This window comes from Mycobacterium sp. Soil_C_30 (genome assembly GCF_057656995.1).
This window is the reverse complement of record NZ_JBDGJH010000003.1, coordinates 203,080-223,084: the sequence shown is the minus strand read 5'-3', so window position 1 is coordinate 223,084 and position 20,005 is coordinate 203,080. Positions and strand designations below refer to the sequence as shown.

Annotated in this window: 21 protein-coding genes; 8 read left to right on the top strand and 13 right to left on the bottom strand. The window is 67.8% G+C overall.

Annotated elements, in window-relative coordinates; genetic code table 11:
- Positions 1-229: 229 nt before the first annotated feature.
- Together AC3A6P_RS06740 and AC3A6P_RS06735 are read right to left on the bottom strand one after the other, a co-directional pair.
- Positions 230-1,789: a cation:proton antiporter gene (locus AC3A6P_RS06740; protein WP_487689927.1), complete on the bottom strand. Its 1,560-nt coding sequence runs from the start codon at positions 1,787-1,789 to the stop codon at positions 230-232.
- 66 nt (positions 1,790-1,855) lie between these two features.
- Positions 1,856-2,434 carry a TetR/AcrR family transcriptional regulator gene (locus AC3A6P_RS06735; RefSeq protein ID WP_487689924.1) on the bottom strand — a complete coding sequence of 193 codons (579 nt, stop codon included), beginning with the start codon at positions 2,432-2,434 and terminating at the stop codon, positions 1,856-1,858.
- Positions 2,435-2,519: 85 nt separating this feature from the next.
- Here AC3A6P_RS06735 and AC3A6P_RS06730 point away from each other — a divergent pair, with 85 nt between their 5' ends.
- A complete protein-coding gene (locus AC3A6P_RS06730; protein ID WP_487689921.1) occupies positions 2,520-3,311 on the top strand; it encodes an SDR family NAD(P)-dependent oxidoreductase in 792 nt (263 codons plus the stop codon).
- A 67-nt stretch (positions 3,312-3,378) separates the two neighbouring features.
- The gene (locus tag AC3A6P_RS06725) at positions 3,379-4,554 is read left to right on the top strand and encodes a lycopene cyclase family protein (protein ID WP_487689919.1); all 1,176 of its coding nucleotides are present in this window, start codon (positions 3,379-3,381) and stop codon (positions 4,552-4,554) included.
- Positions 4,555-4,564: 10 nt separating this feature from the next.
- Here the strand turns inward: AC3A6P_RS06725 and AC3A6P_RS06720 are convergent, their stop codons facing one another.
- Positions 4,565-5,251: a nitroreductase gene (locus tag AC3A6P_RS06720; protein WP_487689916.1), complete on the bottom strand. Its 687-nt coding sequence runs from the start codon at positions 5,249-5,251 to the stop codon at positions 4,565-4,567.
- Between the two features lie 94 nt (positions 5,252-5,345).
- Here AC3A6P_RS06720 and AC3A6P_RS06715 point away from each other — a divergent pair, with 94 nt between their 5' ends.
- Positions 5,346-5,912, top strand: a complete 567-nt coding sequence (locus AC3A6P_RS06715; protein WP_487689913.1) for a TetR/AcrR family transcriptional regulator — start codon at positions 5,346-5,348, stop codon at positions 5,910-5,912.
- A 437-nt stretch (positions 5,913-6,349) separates the two neighbouring features.
- On the top strand, positions 6,350-6,598 hold the full coding sequence (locus tag AC3A6P_RS06710; protein WP_487689912.1) for a hypothetical protein: 249 nt from the start codon (positions 6,350-6,352) through the stop codon (positions 6,596-6,598).
- A gap of 4 nt (positions 6,599-6,602) precedes the next feature.
- Here the strand turns inward: AC3A6P_RS06710 and AC3A6P_RS06705 are convergent, their stop codons facing one another.
- The gene (locus AC3A6P_RS06705; protein ID WP_487689910.1) at positions 6,603-7,457 is read right to left on the bottom strand and encodes an HpcH/HpaI aldolase/citrate lyase family protein; all 855 of its coding nucleotides are present in this window, start codon (positions 7,455-7,457) and stop codon (positions 6,603-6,605) included.
- A gap of 104 nt (positions 7,458-7,561) precedes the next feature.
- Between AC3A6P_RS06705 and AC3A6P_RS06700 the strand changes: the two genes are divergently transcribed.
- Together AC3A6P_RS06700 and AC3A6P_RS06695 are read left to right on the top strand one after the other, a co-directional pair.
- Positions 7,562-8,380 carry an MOSC domain-containing protein gene (locus tag AC3A6P_RS06700; protein WP_487689907.1) on the top strand — a complete coding sequence of 273 codons (819 nt, stop codon included), beginning with the start codon at positions 7,562-7,564 and terminating at the stop codon, positions 8,378-8,380.
- Positions 8,381-8,558: 178 nt separating this feature from the next.
- The gene (locus AC3A6P_RS06695) at positions 8,559-10,526 is read left to right on the top strand and encodes a S9 family peptidase (RefSeq protein ID WP_487689904.1); all 1,968 of its coding nucleotides are present in this window, start codon (positions 8,559-8,561) and stop codon (positions 10,524-10,526) included.
- Between the two features lie 28 nt (positions 10,527-10,554).
- On the opposite strand, the gene AC3A6P_RS06690 is transcribed toward AC3A6P_RS06695, so the two are convergent.
- From AC3A6P_RS06690 to AC3A6P_RS06675, 4 genes are all read right to left on the bottom strand, one after another.
- A complete protein-coding gene (locus AC3A6P_RS06690; protein ID WP_487689901.1) occupies positions 10,555-11,286 on the bottom strand; it encodes a ZIP family metal transporter in 732 nt (243 codons plus the stop codon).
- Between the two features lie 117 nt (positions 11,287-11,403).
- Entirely contained in the window at positions 11,404-12,003 is a 600-nt protein-coding gene (locus AC3A6P_RS06685; RefSeq protein WP_487689898.1) for a DUF3618 domain-containing protein, read from the bottom strand.
- Entirely contained in the window at positions 12,000-12,422 is a 423-nt protein-coding gene (locus tag AC3A6P_RS06680) for a phage holin family protein (protein WP_487689896.1), read from the bottom strand. Before AC3A6P_RS06680 ends, AC3A6P_RS06685 begins: the two co-directional genes overlap by 4 nt.
- Positions 12,419-13,240 (bottom strand): hypothetical protein, encoded by an 822-nt coding sequence (locus AC3A6P_RS06675; protein ID WP_487689892.1) that lies wholly within the window; start codon positions 13,238-13,240, stop codon positions 12,419-12,421. The genes AC3A6P_RS06680 and AC3A6P_RS06675 overlap by 4 nt, the downstream gene beginning before the upstream one ends.
- Positions 13,241-13,565: 325 nt before the next feature.
- Here AC3A6P_RS06675 and AC3A6P_RS06670 point away from each other — a divergent pair, with 325 nt between their 5' ends.
- Positions 13,566-14,897, top strand: coding sequence for a DUF2252 domain-containing protein (locus AC3A6P_RS06670; protein ID WP_487689889.1), 1,332 nt, complete (start codon positions 13,566-13,568; stop codon positions 14,895-14,897).
- A gap of 229 nt (positions 14,898-15,126) precedes the next feature.
- Positions 15,127-16,053 (top strand): serine hydrolase, encoded by a 927-nt coding sequence (locus AC3A6P_RS06665; RefSeq protein ID WP_487689886.1) that lies wholly within the window; start codon positions 15,127-15,129, stop codon positions 16,051-16,053.
- Between the two features lie 42 nt (positions 16,054-16,095).
- Here the strand turns inward: AC3A6P_RS06665 and AC3A6P_RS06660 are convergent, their stop codons facing one another.
- From AC3A6P_RS06660 to AC3A6P_RS06640, 5 genes are read right to left on the bottom strand one after another with little or no spacing between them, the layout of a single operon-like run.
- Positions 16,096-16,422 carry a putative quinol monooxygenase gene (locus tag AC3A6P_RS06660; protein WP_487689883.1) on the bottom strand — a complete coding sequence of 109 codons (327 nt, stop codon included), beginning with the start codon at positions 16,420-16,422 and terminating at the stop codon, positions 16,096-16,098.
- A 3-nt stretch (positions 16,423-16,425) separates the two neighbouring features.
- The gene (locus AC3A6P_RS06655; protein WP_487689881.1) at positions 16,426-17,484 is read right to left on the bottom strand and encodes an Ldh family oxidoreductase; all 1,059 of its coding nucleotides are present in this window, start codon (positions 17,482-17,484) and stop codon (positions 16,426-16,428) included.
- Complete coding sequence (otnC, locus tag AC3A6P_RS06650; RefSeq protein WP_487689878.1) at positions 17,481-18,107, bottom strand: 3-oxo-tetronate 4-phosphate decarboxylase; 627 nt, start codon at positions 18,105-18,107, stop codon at positions 17,481-17,483. Before otnC ends, AC3A6P_RS06655 begins: the two co-directional genes overlap by 4 nt.
- Positions 18,104-19,351, bottom strand: a complete 1,248-nt coding sequence (gene otnK, locus AC3A6P_RS06645; protein ID WP_487689875.1) for a 3-oxo-tetronate kinase — start codon at positions 19,349-19,351, stop codon at positions 18,104-18,106. The genes otnC and otnK overlap by 4 nt, the downstream gene beginning before the upstream one ends.
- On the bottom strand, positions 19,348-19,998 hold the full coding sequence (locus AC3A6P_RS06640) for an aspartate/glutamate racemase family protein (RefSeq protein WP_487689872.1): 651 nt from the start codon (positions 19,996-19,998) through the stop codon (positions 19,348-19,350). The genes otnK and AC3A6P_RS06640 overlap by 4 nt, the downstream gene beginning before the upstream one ends.
- Positions 19,999-20,005: the final 7 nt, after the last annotated feature.

The following is a 20,005-nucleotide window of genomic DNA, read 5'->3' as shown; positions in this document are numbered from 1 at the left end:
GCCCAAGAACACCGCGAGGGCACCCACGCGGCCGACGTGTAACACCTTCTGAGCCGACTCCCCCAAGACCTTCCGGTGGCCGGTCCGGTTCTTCTTCAATGCACTGGTCACTTCGCCCCCACTGGCTTCTGATCCATGACACTGCCGGACGCTCAACGCGTCAATGGGTATTTCGGACTATGTTCTGGCCAGTGCAAGCACCCAGGATCTCGCCGAATTCGAGCTCTGGTCACTCCGGCGTGGTGCCATGGCCGTCGAGCTTGCGCAGCACATTGTCGGCGATGGTGGGGTCCATCCCGTGCTCGGTGCGCGCCGAGAGGATGACATCGCGGGCGGCGGTCAGGACTTCGGCTTCCAGTTCGGCGGCTTGTGCCCGGCACCCGGCGTCTTCGTCGCTGTGCGCGGCGTCGGGTTCCTCGAAACCCATCCGCCGCCACACCTTGTTCATGTTGTCCGCGGCTTCCCGGGCGACCCGCTGGTCGACATCGCCGCGACGCGTGAGGTCGTCCAGTCGCTGCATTCCGGCCCGGCGGGCCCGAGCCGTCAGCTCGCGCTGCACGTCGGCCGTTTCCTCGGGCGGCACCTGAACGCCGAGGCGGCGGACGATCCACGGCAAGGTCGTGCCCTGCAATGCCAACGTCACCACGATCACCACGAACGCGATGAAGATCAGCCGGTCCCGCTCGGGGAAGTCCATCGGAAGGGCCAGCACCGCTGCCAAGGTGACAACGCCGCGCATCCCGGCCCAGGAGGCGATCAGGCGTTCCTGCCACCCGGCCGGCTCGGCTTCCGGGTTCGACCGCGCGTGTAACCGTTGATCGATGGTGCCGACGACGAAGATCCAGACGAACCTGATGACGATGACGACAGCGGTGACCAGCAGGGCTTGTTTGACCAGATCGCTGAGATCGCCCGGAACGGCAGCCGCCACCGCTCGCAACTCGAGACCCACGAACGCGAACGCCGCCCCAGTCACCAGTAATTCGAGGATGTCCCAGGCGGTTTCCGAGACCAGCCGGGTCTGCGCGGACTCGGCATCAGGGTGCCTACTCAGTGCCAACGCCAGCGTCACCACAGCCAACACCCCACTGCCGTGCGCCACATCAGCAATCCCGTACGCCGCGAACGGCATCAGCAGCACCAGGGAGGTGCCGACCGGATGAGCGGGCAGTTTTCCGAGCAACCAGCGCACACCCACAGCGAGAATCAGCCCTGTGGCGACGCCCACCGCCACCGAAAGTGTCAGGCTGCCCGCCGCGCCCCATGGTGACAACGCACCCGTGACCACTCCGGTGACCGCCACCTCGTACAGCACCAGCGCCGTCGCATCATTGGACAGACCCTCGCCTTCCAATGTGGTCCGCAAACGACGTGGCAGACGCAGTTCGCGGACCGCCGACGTGGCGGCCACCGGATCCGGCGGCGCCGCGGCCGCGCCCAACGCCACCGCCGCCATCAGCGAGGCGCCGGGAACCAACGCATGCACCAGGACACCGACGGCGAAGGCCGTCACCAAGACCAGGGCGACAGCAAGCAGGCCGATCGCCCGGCGGTTGTCGAGGAATTCCCGCCACGACGTGCGCCGTGCGGCCGCGAACAGCAACGGCGGCAGCACCAGCGGGAGAATCAGATCCGGACTGATCGACGGCGCCGGCATACCCGGGACGAACGCCACCGCCAGTCCCGCGACCAGCAACACAACTGGATACGGCAACTTCAAGCGCGTCGCCAGCGGTGCCAGGAACACCGTCGCGACGAAGAGCGCCAGAAGAAGCGTCAGTTGCTCCATGAGCACCTCAGCACCCCTCGCAGATACCCGCCGCGGCGAACGACAAACGGAACCTGGGCAGGGCCGTCAGCTCAGGGAAGTGTCGTTGATCGTGTCGAAGACCGCCTCGAGCAGCCTCTCGAGGTGCTGGGTGTTCTTCGCGTTGAGCGCGCGAGTGCCTACCACCCGCCGCATCAGGAGCACCCCACTGATCACCGACAGCACCAGATCGGTGCGAACATGGCGCCCCGGGGTGGGAAGCTGGCGCGCCAATCGCCGCCCGACGTGCCGCTCGATGGCGTCGCGGACGATCTCCGCCGCGCGTGGATTCGATGCCGATCTCAGCATGATCAGGAACGGTGCGAGGTCATCGGTTCCGGGGTCGGAACGGCTGACCAGCGCACTGGCGGCCGCCCGGCCTGGCGACTGACCGCCTTCGGGGACGATCGTCGGCGGCGCGAAGGCGGTCTCCACAGCCTCGGCGAACAACTTCTCCTTGGACCCGAAGTATCTGTTCACCAGCATGGCGGTGACACCGGCATCGCCGGCGATTTCGCGTACACCGACGCCGTCGAAGCCCGCCCGGGCGAAATTACGGACAGCCGAGTCCAGGATCGCCTCCCGGGTGGCGGCAGCGTTACGTGGTCGAGACGGGCCGGCAGCCATTCCTCGAGGCTAGGGGAATATCGCGTGCGAAGTCTACGTCTGTAGACGTATCCGAAGTCTACAAGCGTATACAAGGAGTTTCGCCATGGACATGGGTTTGACCGGCAAGCGCGCGCTGATCAGTGGTTCCAGCACAGGGCTCGGTCAGGCGATAGCCGAAATGCTGGCAGCAGAAGGCGCTTCCGTTGTTGTTCACGGACGAGACGAGGCGCGAACACACGCTGTTGCCGACCGGATTCGAGCGCGCGGTGGCAGCGCCGTTCCGGTTCTCGGCGATCTGGCCTCGGCCACTGAGGCCGCCGCGGTCTGCGAAGCCGCCGGCGATGTCGACATCCTGGTCAACAACGCCGGCTACTACGACGGACTTTCGTGGTCGGAGTTGTCCGATGAACAGTGGGCGGGCATCTATCAGGCCAACGTCATGTCGGCAATCCGCCTGATCCGCCACCTGGCGCCCGGCATGCGCAGACGCGGGTGGGGCCGCATCATCCAGATCGGCGGCGGGCTGGCGCTACAACCCGCCGCAATGCAACCGCACTACAACGCCACACTGGCCGCCCGGCACAACCTGACGGTGTCCCTGGCGCGGGAACTGGCCGGCACAGGCGTCACCGCCAACATCGTCGCCCCGGGGGCGATCCTCACCGAGCCAACCCGCGAGATGACGATGCGGGTCGCCGCTGACCATGGCTGGGGCCCGAGCTGGGACGACATCGAGGCGGCCGCCTCCGCCGCATGGTTTCCCAACGACATCGGCCGGTTCGGCCGACCCGAGGAGGTGGCCGCCGCCGTGACCTTCCTTGCCGGCACGCATGCCGACTACATCAGCGGCGCCGATATCCGCGTCGACGGCGGTGTCGTACGGACGGTCTCCTGAGGAACACCATCGGCAGCAGCGGCTGGTCGTGCGGGCGATTCTCGCGGTACAGGGCACGATTGGACGAATGGACGTTCTGGTGGTCGGAGCCGGCCCCGCGGGCATGGCGTTGGCGGGGGCGTGTGGGCGGCTCGGATTGGTCACCGGATTGGTCGACCCTTCCCCGGAACGTCCCTGGCTGGCCACCTACGGGATGTGGAGCCGGGAGCTGCCGACCGATCTGCCGGCTGCGGTGGTCGCGGCCCGAGCCGCAGGCCGGGCGATCGCGCTGACGGAGCACCACTTGGGTTGGGAGTACGCCGTCCTGGATGTGCCCGCTCTCCAGGCGCACCTCGCCGATCAGCTCACCGGCGTGCACCTCCACGCGGGCCGCGCGGTCGGGTCACCGGAGCGTGGCGTGGTTGCGTTGGCCGACGGGTCGCATCTGAGGGCCTCGGTCGTCGTGGACGCCGGAGGCCGGGCGCGCCCGCTGGACCCGACGCCGTCGCGCCGAATACCCGCTGAACAAACTGCCTACGGTTTGATTCTCGACGAACACGCCGCCGCACCACTGATATCCGCCGGCGAGGCACTGTTCATGGACTGGCGCGCCGATCACGGGGAGACCGGGTGGCCGACGTTCCTCTATGTGGTTCCGCTGGGCGGAGGCCACGTGCTGGTGGAAGAGACGTCACTGGCTCGACGGCCGGGGCTGCCACTGCCGGCGCTGCGCCAACGCTTGCACGCCCGGCTGGCCCACCACGGTGTTCCGGTCCCGAAAGACGCACGAACCGAGCGGGTTTCGTTCCGGGTTGATCACCCACGGCACCATGGTCGCGGGGTTCTCGGGTTCGGTGCGGCCGCCCCGTTGATCCACCCGGCGACCGGCTTCAGCCTGGCCGCGTCCCTGCGGCTCGCCCCGCAGGTTGCGGATGCGCTCGCCGCACACCTGCCGGGCGAGCCGGACCGGGCGCTGGCCGCGGCCCAGGCATCCGTCTGGCCGCCCGCCGCGCAGGTCATCCACCGCTTCCGCCGGATCGGCTTGGAAGCACTCCTGCGGATGCCTCCGGCCGATGTCCCTGGATTCTTCGAACAGTTCTTCGCCCTGCCCGACTCGGACCGGTGGACCTACCTCACCGCCCGCGACGACGTCCGCGGCACCGCCGCGGCCATGAACTCGCTCTTCCGTTCATCGAGCGGCCGATTACGTCGCCACCTCGTCACCTCGGCCGTGCGCCGCCCGGTGCGCAGCAATGACGGATGAAGGTCCGGGCTCAGCGATGGAAGCGGGTGGTCGCCGACAACTCGGCCCGGGGAACAACAAGACCGTTCACGGGCGCGCTGTCGTCGGCGTAGCCGAAGGATATGCCCAGCAACAACTTCCGGTTCTCCTCGACACCGAGTTCGGCCCGGACGGTATCGGCGTAGAAAGACAGCAGACCCTGAGGGCACGACGCGATCCCGTGCGCTGTCATCGCCAACAGCAGCGTCTGGGTGTAGATACCCACATCGGCGGCGATGCGGACCTCCGCGGTATCCGGTGCGAAGATCATCGCGACGTGCGGCGCGTCGTAGAACCGCAGGCTCTTCTTGTTGTAGAAGTCCAGTAGCTCGGTGTCTTCTCGCGCGATACCCAAGGTTTCGTAGAGTTTGGCGCCGAATTCCTTGCGACGACTCTGGTGCTCCCCCTGGTACATCTGGTCGTTGTACGGGAAATCCAACGAGGCCTTGTTCGCCTTGTCGGCAGCCACGATGGCGTCGGCGAGGCGCTCTCGGGCGGCGCCGCTGACCACCTCGACGTGCCACGGTTGGGTATTCGAGTTCGACGGCGCATGGCTCGCCAGCTCGAAGACCGTCCGGATGGTGTCGGCAGGAACCTCGTCGGGCCGGAATGCCCGGGTGGCGCGGCGGCTGCGGATCACCTGACCGACGGACTGGCCCAGGGTGGGGGTGTCGACCATCTCCAGCCTTTCTTATGTAGACGTTTACGTTTACTTCTGAGCCACACTATCGGGTGTGCCCGAGAAAGTAAACGTCGGCGTGTACTTTGTCTGTATGACCGAGACCAGGGGCCGTGGCGGGCGCGAGCGCATCGTGGCCGCGGCCACGCGACTGTTCGAGGCGCAGGGCATCAACGCGACGACCATGGAGCAGATCGCCGCGACAGCGCCGGTCTCCAAGCGCACGCTCTATGCGCACTTCCCGGTCAAGGACGACCTCGTGGTGGCCTACCTCCGGCACCTGGCCGACGCCGGACTCACCATGGAGGGCCTACTCGACCGTGCGGACGTCCCGCCCCGTGAGCGCATCCTGGCGCTGTTCCGGATTCCGCCGTCCGACGGCCCGGTGCGCGGTTGCCCCTTCACGGCAGCCGCAACCGAGTTTCCCGACCCAGCGAGTCCAGCGCACGCTTACACGCGTGATCGCAAACGTGACTTCACCTCACGGATTGCCGACCTCCTGGTGGAACTGGGCGCGCGCGATCCCGCGCAGCTGGCCGAACAACTGGCCATCCTGGCCGACGGCGTGGCAGGCAGGGCCATGGTGTTCAACGACCCGGGTCGCGGCGACTTCGCGCGGGCGGCGGCCGAGACGCTGCTCGAAGCCGCGCTCACGCCGTAAGGGTCCTGAAGAGCCGGGTCGCACCGCTCCGGCGACGGCATCGAGTGCGACTCTCACGCCGATCTCTGGGTGTCCAGTGACTCCTCAGGGAAATCCGTTCCGCGCGAGAGCATTTCGTTTGCCCGGATGTCGCCGAGGGTCTGCTCGAGTGCGGAGGTGGCGGCGACTCCTGGGACATGGCCGCGATCACCGCGCGGACACCGCGCCGCGGGTCTCCCGGTTGCGCACCGTCCTGCCGGATCATCGCTTCGTGGACCTGCCTGAGCATGGGGGGGCGTGCGCAGCCAGATACGTCGTGATCGTCTGCGGGAGTGCATCCCATTCGGTGGGCACGTCCACTCTGTTGTGCGGTGTCATGACCCCACGGTGAGGTCTCCCGCAGGGGGAGAGTCAAGCTGACATTGTGAGAGCGCCGCCGACGCGGGTATACGCGCACGATGATGATTTCGGGCGACGACGTTGCTCAGCTGCTCGACGCAGGACCCAGCGCGGTCCTGGTGCTCATCGAGGGGCGAGCCGAGGTGATCGGCAGCGACGAACTCGACACCAGCGACTACCTGGGTGCGCTCGAGGTCATCTCCCGGAGTGCACTGCTCGACCGCACCGGCGGAACGGACCTCACCGAGCACGAGCTCAGTGAGCAGGCCGCTGTTCTCGATGCGGCAGTGTCCGAACTCGGCGGCTGACCGGTCAGGCCAGACCGAGTTTGGCGGCCAGGTCCAGGACCGCTTCGGCCCGGGCCCGGGTGGGACCGACGCTGCCGTCGTACGCGCCGGCGGGTGCGTCCAGCCGCGCCAGAGTGCGGCGCGCCTCGTCGATTTCCAGCGGCGAGGGACTCAACAGATTGTTGACCGTCTCGGCGTGCGCGGGATCCAGGCACAGCCGTGCGGTCATCCCGGCGGCTTTGGCGACAGCCGTATCACGGGCCAGGTGGTTGGCGGCGGTACGCAGGGTCGGTCCGTCGATCGGGGCGGGCAGCCGGGCAGCGCGGCTGGCGATCACCAGCCTGGCCCGCGCGTAGGCCAGCACCGCCGGGTCACCGCTCATCCCGGTATCGCGGCGGAAATCACCGACCCCGAAGGCGATCCGGCAGCATGCCTGAGTCCGTGCGATATCGAATGCCGACTCGATGCCGAGTGCCGATTCGATCAGAGCCACCACCGGCGTGCCGACAGGTAACCGGGCGGTGGTCGCGGCGATGTCGTCGACCGATTCGGTCTTGGCCAGCATCACACCGGCGAGCCCAGGTGCGTCTGCCACGGCGTCCAGATCCGCGGCCCAAGCGGGCGTACTCACGCTGTTGATGCGCACCCACCCGCGCCCGCCGGCGTGCAGCCATTCGGTCACCGAGGCGCGACCCGCCGTCTTCTGGGAATCAGGCAGGCCGTCTTCGATGTCGAGGACCAGGGCGTCGGTGTTGCCCGCGGCTGCGGCGTCGAACGCGTCGGCGCCATCTGGGACACCCGGTTGCAGCAGCCACGTCCGGGCCAGCGACCAGTGCGGCTTACGGATGCGCTCCGCTACCTGCGGTGAAACCACGCTCACGACCTCTCGCTCGACATTCGTGGTGTCCATCGTCCGGTCGCGGCAGTGGGATCGCCAGGTTGTGCACATTATGTTCACGACAACTGCCCTCGTATGGTTTGACGATGACCGACGGACAGCAGCTGCGCGTCGCAAGCCTGCACCGCTACCCGGTGAAGTCGATGCTCGGTGAGACGGTCGCCGCGTTGAACGTCGGCTTCGGCGGAGCCGAAGGAGATCGGCGCCTGGCGTTGATCGACCAGGAGACCGGGCGGGTGGCCAGCGCCAAACAGGCTCGCCTCTGGCGCCAGCTTCTCAAGTGCACCGCCAGCATCGACGGCGGACGCGTGCGAGTCCGGCTGCCCGACGGGACCGACGTGGCGCCCGACGAGGACGGTTTCGCCGAGGCGGTCTCCGAGCTGGTGTCGCGGCCGGTGCGGGTGGCCACCAGCCGCCCCCCGGGTGTGAGCCTGGAACGCGCCGACCCCGAGCAGGTTCTCGATCAGGGACTGGACGCGGTGGTGGACGCTCCGCTACTGGAACTGGCCGAGGGCACACCGGGCGATTCATTCGTCGACCTCGCGCCACTGCACGTGATCACCACCGCAACGCTGGACCGGATCGGCACCGAGGCAGCGCGCTACCGGCCCAACATCGTGATCGCGACACCCCCGGGATTTCCCCCGTACACCGAAAACGATTGGACTGAGCGCACTTTCGCTGTCGGTTCCGTGGAGCTCAAAGGTATGGGGCCCACCCCTCGATGCGTGATACCCACCCTCGAACACGGCGAGCTCGACCGTGCGACACATGCGCTTCGCACCCCGGCGGCGGAGAACCTCGTCGACTCCTTCGGCTTGGGACGGCTGCCCTGCGCCGGCGCGTACCTCGAGGTGGTCACCGAGGGCACGATCAGTGTCGGAGATCGGTTTTCGCAGCACTGATCGACCGCCGAGCGGCGTCCCGGTCTCACAGCAGCGAGAAGGCCAGGATCAGGCCCAGTGAGACCACCGAACAAATCGAGGGGCCGGATTTGAAGAGCCAGGCACTGATTCTGCAGAGCCTGCTGCGGTTCAGCGTCGGCCAGATGCGGTAGCCGCCAGAACAGTACGCTGGATCGGCATGGCGACCTTCGGCTCATGGCCCACACCCATCACCTCTGAGCTCGTGGTGCGCGCCGCGGCCGGGCTCGGCGGCGTGAGCCTGCGCGGTGACACCGTCATCTGGTCCGAGCAACGGCCCGAAGAGGGTGGCCGCACGCAGCTGGTCCAGCGGACGCGCGACGCAGCGCCAGTCGACTTGCTGCCTGCGGGAGCCAACGCCCGCACTGCCGTCCACGAGTACGGCGGTGGCGCGTGGTGGGTCGGAGGTGACACGTTGTGGTACACCGACTGGGCCGACCAGCGCCTGTACACGATCACCGGGGCGGCGGATCCGGTGCCGGTGACCCCCGAGCCCGAGGTGCCCCGCGGTGAGCGCTGGGCCGACGGGTGCGTCACTGCGGACGGGCGCTGGGCGCTGGTGGTGCGCGAGCATCATCCCGCCGGTGGCGGCCCAGCCGAGGTGGTCAATGAGATCGTCGTAGTCGATGCCTCGGGCCGGCTCGCCCCGAGGGTCCTGGTGACCGGTCCCGACTTCGTGTCCGACCCCCGGATTTCCGCCGATGCCGGCCGACTGTGCTGGTTGCAGTGGTCACACCCCGACATGCCCTGGGACGGCACCGAGCTGTGCGTGGCGGAGCTGCGCGACAGTGACACCGGTCCGCTGCTGAGTCCCCCTCGGGTGGTGGCGGGGCGCCCGGCCGGCGAATCGGTGAGCCAGCCCCGCTGGGCCGACGACGGTTCGCTCTGGTTCATCTCCGACCGGTCCGATTGGTGGAACCTCTACCGGTGGGTGCCCAACGCGGACCGGGTCGAGGCCATGGTGACGATGGACGCCGAGATCGGCGCACCTCAATGGGTTTTCGGTCAGTCCCGCTACGCCTTCCTCTCAGAGGGGCGCACCGTCTTCGCCTTCTCGCGCAACGGGCTCGAGCACCTGGCGATTCGCCTTGCCGACGGTGCCGTGGTGGACCTCGACGTGCCCTGCACCTCGATTGCCTCCGTCCAGGCCGAGGGTGACCGGGTTGTCTTCGTCGGTGCGTCGGCCGTCACCGAACCGGCTGTGATGTCGGTGGTCGTCGACCCCACGGGCGAGGTCACGGCCGGCGAGATCCTGCGTCCACCACGCGATCTGGGGCTCAGCCAGGATTGGTTCTCGGTGCCGGAATCGATCTCGTTCCCGACCAGTGGCGGCCGCACCGCCCATGCTCTTTTCTACCCACCGACAAATCCCGACGTCGAGGCCGAAGCTGGGGAGCTTCCGCCGCTGCTCGTGCTGATCCACGGTGGTCCGACCAGCGCGGCCCGGCCGATGCTGCAGCTGGGGGCGCAGTACTGGACCAGCCGGGGTTTCGCGGTGGTCGACGTCAACTATGGCGGGTCCACCGGGTACGGCCGTGCCTATCGTGATCAGCTCCGCGGCCAGTGGGGAGTCGTCGATCTCGACGATTGCGAGGCGGCGGCCCGGTGGCTGGGCGAGCAGGGCCGCGTCGATCCGGCCAGGCTCTGTATTCGAGGCGGCTCGGCGGGTGGGTACACGACGCTGGCAGCCCTTGCCTTCCGCGACACTTTCGCAGCGGGCGCAAGCCATTACGGCGTCGCCGATCTCGAAGCGCTGGCCACCGAGACCCACAAGTTCGAGAGCCGCTATCTCGACGGCTTGATCGGACCGTACCCTGCACAACGCGATCTCTACGTCGAGCGTTCACCTATCCACCACGTCGACGGCTTCGACCGGCCGCTGATCGTGCTGCAGGGCCTCGAGGACGAGGTGGTGCCACCCAACCAGGCCGAGATGATCGTCGACGCTCTGCGCACCAAAGGTGTGCCCGTGGCGTACGTCGCGTTCGAGGGCGAACAGCACGGGTTTCGCCAGGCGGCCAACATCCGCCGAGCTCTTGACTCCGAGTTATCCTTCTACGCGCAGATATTCGGCTTCACGCTCCCCGACTCCGAGCGCATCGAACCCGTACCCGTGCAGAACCTGTGACCGCTTGCCGGCTGGGCCTTGGGGGTGCTCACGCCGCGAGGACGAACGAGAGAAAGAAGCCTCCGGCGGTGGCGAACGCGTTCAACGGCCGCCCATGCTCGAACGCCTCCGGCATCAGGGTGTCAGCCAGCGAAGCGAGCACTGCGCCGCCGGCAAAGGCGAGCGCAACGGCCAGGACGTGCTCGCTCAAAGCGCCCGCGGTCGCGCGCCCCGCGACCACAGCACCGGCCAGCAATACCGCACACGCCACCCAGGTCAATACGATTGTGCGCGTGCGGGTCCCGGCCTCCCGCATCGCGACGGCACTGACCAATGCCTCGGGCAGGTTGGAGAAGAAGATGGCGGCCAGCAGCGACAGCGATGCACCGCCGACCAGCGACACACCCAGCGCCACGTTCTCCGGCACACCATCCAGTGTCACCGCAGCCAGCAACGCCAGCCCGACCCCGTTGCGCGCCCCGGATGCAGCGACCTCCCGCTCGTCGGGGCCGGATTGGCCACTGATGTAACGGTCCAGCGCGGTGTCCACCACGACGAATGTCGCAGCCCCGGCAAGTAGACCGAGCCCCGAGGGGACAGCACCACCCAACGTGAAAGCCTCTTCGAACAGCTCGAACGCCAGTGCCGAGATCAGCGCCCCGCTGGCGAATGCCAACAACACTGCTGTGACCCTCTTCGGCGCGTCCCACCGCACCCCGACCACAGCACCGATGATCAACGCGCTGGATGCAGCCAACCCGTACAGCAGTGCCAACCCCACGATGGTCTCCTCCGCCCGTCCCTTCTCACGGCGCCGGTCCGGAAGCCGTCGTCATCGCGCTTCCTGGGTCAAAGCCGTTGTAGATCCTGATTTCTCGTGACGTGCGGCCAGCAGTGGTCAGCTCTGGCGGTCGCGCACGTTCTGCGTGGCGTGCTGGGCATGACCTTGGACGTCCTGCGCCGCGGACGTGCCCTCCTCTTTGACGGTGCCTGCAGCCTCGGTGGCGGTTTCCTTCACGGCTTGCGCCGCTTGCTGGGCGGGCTCTTTCAAGTGGTCGACCGCCTCTTTGGCGACGTCGGTGATCTCCTGCTGCAGGGGCTGGGCCTTTTCCTTGACGGCCACCGCGGCCTGCTGCTCCTTCTCACTGGCCGGGAAGAGCGCGGCCACCAGGAGTCCGGCGCCGAACGCCACCAGCCCCGCCGCCATGGGGTTGCCCTGCGCTTGCCGGCGCACGGCGCTGGGCGCCGACTGTGCGGTTTCGCCGGCCGACGCCAGCGCCGACTGCGCAGAATCGGTCATCGACGACGTGTTGTCCTGAACGGAACCCATCACCCTCTCCCGCAGGCCGCCGACCGCGCCGGTGACCTTGCCCACCTTGCGTTTGGCCATCGTGCTGGGCTTCGCTTCGTACGCCAGGGTGTCCACGTCGGCGCTCAATCGTGAACGCGTGCGCTCGATTTCAGCGCGGATCTGGTCGGGGTCATTGCTGGTGGTCATCGGGTCTCCTCAGGTCGGGGGGTGAGTGCATCGGGGATGCGTTTGACGGTGTCGGTGGTCTGCGGCAGTCCCTTGGCGGCAGCCAGGGCAGACCGTCCCATGACGGCCAGGACGGCGGCGATCACAGCCCACACGAGCATGACCACCAACGCTGACCAGCCGTGTCCGATGAGATTGCCGAGACTCCACCATGCGGCGACCGACAGGAACAGCAGGGCGAAGTAACCGCCAAGGGCGGCACCGGCGTACATGCCGACGCCTTTCCCGGCACGGGAGGCGGTCTGCGTCGCTTCGGCTTTGGCCAGCGCCAGCTCTTGGCGCACCAACTCCGAGAGGTCGCTGCTCACCTCACCCAGTAGTTCCCCCAGTGACGGCGCGGGCGCGTTGGGATCGTGCGGATCGCGGTAGGGCGCACTCATGGTGCCAGGTTCCGGCCGCTGGATTCTTCGCGATATCCCGGTGCCGGCGGCGGATAGTTCGTCGGCGGCGCCACGCGGGGCGTCGGATCAGGCCGCCGATACCCGCTCGTGTCGTAAGCCGGTGCCGGCGGATAGGCCGGAGCCGGGGGGACCGCGGTGGGGGCGACGGGTGCCTGACGGTTGAGGTCATACGGCTGAGGGCGGGTGGTGTACTCCGCCGGGCTCGAGGTCAATTCGCGGCTTTGTGAAGACGGCGCGTCGTTGGCTGCTTTCAAACCTCGGCCCAGCCGGCCCACCAGGAAGCCGGCGGCTGCCGCCGCGGCCAGGAACGCCCCGGGCCGTTGGCGGGCAAAACGGGTGACCTCGTCCAGGACATGCCCTGGTTCGCGATCCTCCAGCCAGGACGCCACCGCCTCGGTGCGCTGGCCGGCCTGCTGCACGATCTCGGCTGCCATGCCCGATTGGTCGGAACCCCGGACCATGGCAGTGAGTTCCTCGCTGAGCCCGCGGAGCCCGCTCGCCACCCGTTTCTGCTGCTCGGAGGCTTGCTGAGTGAGTTCGCTGCGGGTCTGGTGCACCAGCTGCTTGACCTGTTGCGTCGCTTCGGAGGCTACTTGGGTGGCCTGCTCGCCCGCTACAGCGGCGACATGTTGTCCCGCGTCGCGAGCGGTGTTGGCGACCTTGCCTGCCTGATCCTGGGCCACCTCCGCGGTGGACGGCTCGGCGGCCGGGGCCCTGTGCTGAGGATTGCCCGTCGGGTACCTGCCGGCCAGCGGGTCAGCCCCGCTCGATGCGGGTCGATCACTGGGGTGAGACATAACACTTCCTTCATGTTCAGATGCAGATCGGGGGTGCCCGTCCGGGCACCGCCGCTTGAGTTCGGCGTGCTGCGGCCTGAGCTCGACGCCCGTGGCACACCTGAACTGTTGGCAGGACTACCCCCGCGATGCGGGAGGAAACGAATGCGATTGAGCGAACACAAAACTGCGCTTTCCAGCGGCGTCACCCGGCTGTGAGCAGTTCGAATTCAAACGCGTCTCGGTGTCATCTCGGGGGTTGGCAGTTCTGGCGGCTCGACGGCGGCTGAGCCGTCGGGCGGCCAGGCGGCGGTTGATCAGGCGTCACGCTGGGCACTTAGTTCGCATGAGTGATACGGAACGCAACCCCGGTCCCGACGATCGGGAGTTGTTCATCGTCGATACCCTGGTCGAGGCCTTCTCCGATCTGATGGCCGCCGACCCCGACGCGTTTCGGACCAAGTTCCGCAAGATGGCGGCCGACCCGTTCGCCTTCTACCGCGGCAGCGCCTGCCTGTTCTACGCCGACGTGTCGGTGCGCGAGGACAGGTGGGCAGACGAGCACACCAGCCGGGTCTGGATCCAAGGGGATCTGCACGCGCAGAACTTCGGCACCTACATGGACGGCTCCGGAGTGTTGATCTTCGATGTGAACGACTTCGATGAGGCCTACGTCGGGCACTTCACCTGGGACCTGATGCGATTCGCCGCGAGTATCGCGCTGATGTGTTGGCAGAAGGCACTTTCCGATCAGTCGATCACCATGTTGATCGAGACGTTCGTGCGTTCCTATGTGCGCCAGGTGCGGTGGTTCGTCGACGTCGAGGATGACTCCACCTTTTCGCTCAACCTCCTCACCGCCCGTGGCGCCGTGCTGTCGGCTCTGCAAACCGCCCGGCTCTCCACGCGCGCCGAGATGCTCAACTACCTGACCGTGGTCGACGAGTTCGACCGCCGTTTCCGCGAGCTGCCGGGTGTGGTCCGACTCGTCGACGACGAGCGGGGGAAGGTGGAGGCGGCATTCAGCCGCTACCTCGAGACCATCCCGGAGGCCCACCGGTTCCGTGGAATCGCCTACGACATCAAAGATGTCATCGCCAAGACCGGGTTCGGCATCGGCAGCGCCGGCTTGCCGGCCTACACCGTGCTGATCGAGGGATTCAACCAGGCGCTCGACAATGACGTCGTGCTGTCGATGAAACAGGGCAACGTGGCCGCCCCGAGCCGCGTCGTCGACGACGCGGAGGTGCACGACTACTTCGAGCACCAGGGCCACCGCACCGCGGTCTCCCAGCGCGCGCTGCAGGCACACGCCGATCCGCTGCTCGGGTACACCGACATCGACGGAGTGGGCTTCGTGGTCAGCGAACTCTCACCGTATGAGGCCGATCTGGATTGGAGTGAGCTGACCGAACCCGACGAATTGGCCGAAGTCATCGGCCAACTCGGCCAGGCCGTGGCCAAGGTGCACTGCGTGAGCGATACCGACAGCGACCAATCGCTGGTCGACTTCCAGACCGAGAACGCGATCATCTCGGTGATCGGCGACGACGAAGCCGGATTCATCGCCGACATGGTCGAATTCGGGCTGACGTACGCCGCTGTGGTGCGGGATGATCATCGTCACTTCGTGGAGGCGTTCCGGGAAGGCCGGATCCCCGGCGTCACCGCCACGTGATCCCTGTCAGGGCCGACTGACTATCGCTGGACCTCGATGGTCACGTCGAACCCGTCGGGCTGCGCCCGGATGACATCGGCGCCGGCGGCGTCGAAGCGGCCGATCCACACAGCCGCGGGAGGGCAGCGCAGCCTTTGCCGGTCTCGTTTGAGCCACCGATACTCTGGGGTAACCGGTGGGCTCAGCGTTGACCCCGCTCGCCCGGTTCAAATCCGACTCGAGGAGACTTATGCGCCTGCGGTTGCCGAATCGGGCCAGGACAAGCACGGCGATCGTCTGTGTGGCGCTGCTGTTGAGTGGCTGTGAGGCTCAGGTCTGGGGTACGCCGCCCACCGCGGGCAACACCCCGCAGGCACCAGTCACCCCCCAGGCTTCCCTTTCAGCGCTGCCGGCAGCCCCACCCGCCCAACCGACGGCGTCCTTTGACGGACTCGACGCCCGCGTCCGTCAGGCCACCGCCGACGCAGCCCGGTCCGGTGCCGATATCGAGATCGTGGTGTTGGACCGCGACACCGGCCAGATGGTCTCCAACGGAGCTGATCAGCCGTTCCCCATCGCGTCCGTGGTGAAGCTCTTCATCGCCGATGACCTGCTGCTGCAGGAGTCGGAGGGCAAGACGAAGCTGTCCGATGCCGACCGTAAGTCACTCGACATCATGCTGCGCTCCTCCGACGACAGCGCAGCCCAGAACTTCTGGGACCGCAGCGGTCAGAACGCCGTCATCGCGCGCATCAAGGCCCGGTACGGGTTGGCCGGCACCACGGCACCCTACAACGGGCACTGGGACGTCACCCAAAGCACTGCAAGTGATCTCGTCCGCTACTACGACATGCTGCTGGACGGAACCGGTGGACTGCCCCCCGAACAGGCCGACGTCATCGTCAGCAACCTCGGGCAATCCACCCCGACGGGGACCGACGGTTATCCGCAGCGGTTCGGCATCCCCGAGGGGCTCTATGCCGAGCCGGTTGCGGTCAAGCAGGGCTGGTTCTGCTGCTGGAACGGCGGCAACCAGTTGCACGTGTCGACCGGCGCGATCGGACCCGAACGGCGCTACGTGATGGCGATCAGCTCCCTCGATCCCACCGACGCCGCCACTGCCCGCCAGAACATCACTCAGGCCGTCCGGACGATGTTCCCCGGCGGGACGATCTGACGCCGTCGGCCTTCCGAGTTGCCTCCGCCCATCCTCTGCAGCTCAGGGGACGTCGGCCGCGGCCGACGAGCCGAGGTGCAGCGGCGTGGCGAAGGTGTTCTGATGGCTTCCGGCCACCAGCACGTCCTTGGCCACCGCTTGCCATGCCGCGTAGTGAGGCGCACCACGGTGACCGACCGTGAACGCGTCCTCGTCGGTGTAGATCTCGTAGAAGTAGAACCGCGTCGGGGTCTCGATGTCGCGGTGCACGTCGAACGCCAGGCAACCGGGTTCGTCCCGCAACGACGCCTCGGCGTTGACGGTGATGGCCGCCAGGAATTCGTCGACCTTGTCTGGTTTCACGTCCACGGTCACGAACAGGGTGTACATCGATCACTCCTCGATCAGGGGTGCGACACCGGCTTCGGCGGCCAGGGCGCTGAGTTCGGCGATGGTGGCATCGGGCAGCGTGATGCTGCCCGCGGCGCGCTGCACCGCCCGGTTCTCCAGTTCGCCGGGCACCAGGATCTCCGCGCCGGGCGCCGTCGGGCACGCCTTGACCGTGTCGATCAACTCGTCCATCCGGGACTCGAACTGCTCGCGCGGCATGATCGCCTTGATGTCGATGGCCATCACCAGATGGCCGCAGCCACTGCGCTTGTCGGGAACATAGGGGCCGACGACATCGGTGGCAGACGAGCTGCCGGTGAGGACTCCGGACAGCACATCCATCATGAACGAGATCGCATACCCCTTGTGGCCGGCCATCGGCAGGATGACACCGTCGATAGCCGCCTGGGGGTCGGTGGTGGGGATGCCGGAGGCGTCGATGGCCCAACCCTCGGGCAGCCGCTGGCCACGTTCCTTGGCCGCGTAGATCTTTCCGCGGGCCACCCCGGTGTTGGCGATGTCCAGGACGACGGTGCCGTGCCGGCCCGACGGCACCGCGATGGACCACGGATTGGCGCCGATCATCTTCTGGGTGCCGCCCCACGGCGCCATCGCCGGGCTGCCGTTGGTGGTCAGGATGGCCACGCAGCCCCGCTCGGCGAGCAGCCGCGTCCAGTAGGCCGCGGTCCCGAAGTGGTTGCTGTTGCGCACCGCAACCACTCCGACGCCGAATTCGGTGGCCGCGTCGGCGGCCAGCCCGATGGCGTGGTTGGTGACCACCTGCCCGATTCCGTCGGCGCCGTCGAGCACCGTGACAGCCGCGAACGTGTTGAGCATCCTGGGCTGGGTGAGCGCCTTCATCGCACCCGAGCGCACCCGGGCGACGTACCAGGGCAGGCGCAGCATGCCGTGCGACGGGTGACCCCAGATGTCGGAGGTCACCAGCGATTCGGCAACCAGCTCCGCGTCACCCCGGGGTACACCGTGCGCCTCCAGGATGTCCGCGCCGTGGTTCATCACATGCTCGGCGTTGAATTGACGCGCCGCGAGTTGAACGTTCACCGGTAGAGCTCCTCCAGTCGTTGTACTTCGCGGTCCGCGACGGGGACCACGGCTTGCCCGCGCAGCAGTAGCTGCAGCTTCGCGGTTTCCTCGATCTCCTCCAGCGCGTCGGCCGCCGAGGCCAGGTCGGCCCCCGCCACGATCGGGCCGTGGTTGGCCAGCAGCAGCGCGTGGCTTCTGGTCGCGGCCAACTCGGCGACCTCACCGAGGCGCTGGTCGCCGGGTGCGTGGTAGGGCAACAGCGGCAGCCGGCCCACCCGCATGGCGTAATACGCTGTCAGCGGCGGCAATACGTTGTCCCGGTCCACCTCGGCCAGACACGACACGGCCACCGAGTGGGTGCTGTGGGTGTGCACCACCGCGCCGGCATCCGGCCTGGCGCGGTAGAGCGCCAGATGCAGGAACGCCTCCTTGGTGGGCTTCGGTCCGCCGAGGTGGTTGCCGTCGCGGTCGACCCGCGACAGTTCACCGGCCCGCAGCTTGTCCAACGCCACTCCCGTGGGGGTCATCAGGATGGTGCCGTCGGAATCGGCAGCGCTGAGGTTGCCGGTCCGGCCGAAGGTCAGTCCGCGCTGGAAGAACGACGCACCCAGTGCGACGATTTCGACGTCGACGGCGCTCATGCCAACACCTCGCTGGTGGCAGCGCGGACCAACAGATCGGTGGCTCCGAAGTTACCCGACTTGAGCAACAGTGACACCCCGTGATCGGCGGTGCTGCACCAGGGCACACCGCGGTCGGCTTCGGCGTCCACCACGACCGAGCGCAGGCCCAGGGCGTCCACCACTGCACCGGAGGTCTCGCCGCCGGCGACGACGATGCGCCGCGCCCCGGCATCGACGGCCGCTCTGGCCAGCGCGCCCATGGTCGACTCCAGTTGATCGGCGACCGCGGGGTCGGCCGGGCCGCGTTCCTCCGCCGGCGCCGAGGAGTAGATCAACACCGGTTGCTCACCGAGGTTGCCGCGCAGCCAGTCCAGCGCCGGCGCCAGCAACTCGCCGGGCGAGGCCACCGTGCGGGGGTCCAACCGGTACGACGCGAAATGTCGGCGGGCGTGGGCGACCTGGCCGAGCGTGGCTTTCGAGCAACTGCCCGCGAACACCACAGTGGGCGCGTCAGGTGCACGCACCGGGGCGGTCGGGGCGTGTGCGCCGTCGTTCTCCACAAGCACCCGGCCCAGAGCACCTGCCAGACCGGCGCCACCGGTGACCACCGCGAAACCCGACACGGCATGGGCAACGACATCGAGGTCGGCGTCGTCGAGGGCGTCGACGACGACATGGCGCCGCCCGGCTTGCGCCAACGCGGACTGCACCGCATCGACGCCCCGTCTGAGCTGTTGCCACTCAATCGATCCCACCGAATGCGGGGTCTGGGCCGCCATCAACCGGACCACATTGGAGTCGGTCATCGGGGTCAGCGGGTGATGGCGCATCGACGATTCCGCCAGCGGGACGTCGCCGACGAACAGGTTGCCTTGATACACCGTGCGGCCGTGCTCCGGGGTGGCCGGGCACAGCACGGTGGTGGACTCCCCCGCGGCATCCAGCAGCGCGTCGGTGACGGGTCCGATGTTGCCGGCCGGTGTGGAGTCGAAGGTGGAGCAGTACTTGAAATACACGGTGTCGACACCCGCCTCGGCGATCAGCCACTCCCGGGCGGCCAGCGACATCTTCACCGCGGCCTCGGCGTCCAGGGCCCGGGTCTTGAGCGCCACCACCACCGCGTCGCAGGGCTCGATGGCCATGTCGTCGGCCGGCGGTCCGAACAGCAGCACTGTCCGCAGACCCTGCCGCCTCAGCGCCGCGGCCACGTCGGTGCCGCCGGTGTAATCGTCGGCGATGCAGCCGATCTTGGGCGTGGTCATGACTGTGCCAATCGTCGGGCAATGGCCCGGGCCGCGTACTGCGGCGGGCTCACCACCGGCAGACCCGTCTTGGCGGCGAGTTCCTCGGCGGCCGGGCTCAGTGAATACTGCGCGATACAGAGCATGTCGAAAGACCCCTCCGCGGCGTCCACACCTTCACTCAGCGCGTTGACCAACCCCGCCAGGTCACCGGCCGAGGCCGCCTGCGCGGCGCCGTCACAGAACACCGGAACCACCTCGACGTCCGCGCCGTGCACCGCGTCACCCAGCCGGGTGGTGGTGTCGGTGGCGGCGGCCCGCAGCGAGGCCAGTACCGCCACCCGGCGCGGGGCGCGGGCGGCGATCTCGGCCATCATGTCAGCATCGGAGGTGAACACCGGTGTGGTGAAGAGCTTTTCCGCAACCGGCTGGGTGTCGCCGTACATCGAGCAGACCATCAGCACCGCGTCTGCCCCACCGTCGACACCATGGCGGACCAGGTTCAGCATCCGGTCCCGCAGGGCTGCGCTCATCGATCCGAGTTCGTCGGCGTCGGAACCGAGACGGTCGTCCAGCAGGTTCCAGACGCGGGCGCCGGGGATCTCGGTCTGCAACGCCGACGCGGTCGGGGTGATGGATGCGGGCGTGGTGTGTACGACCGCGATCAACGGGGGC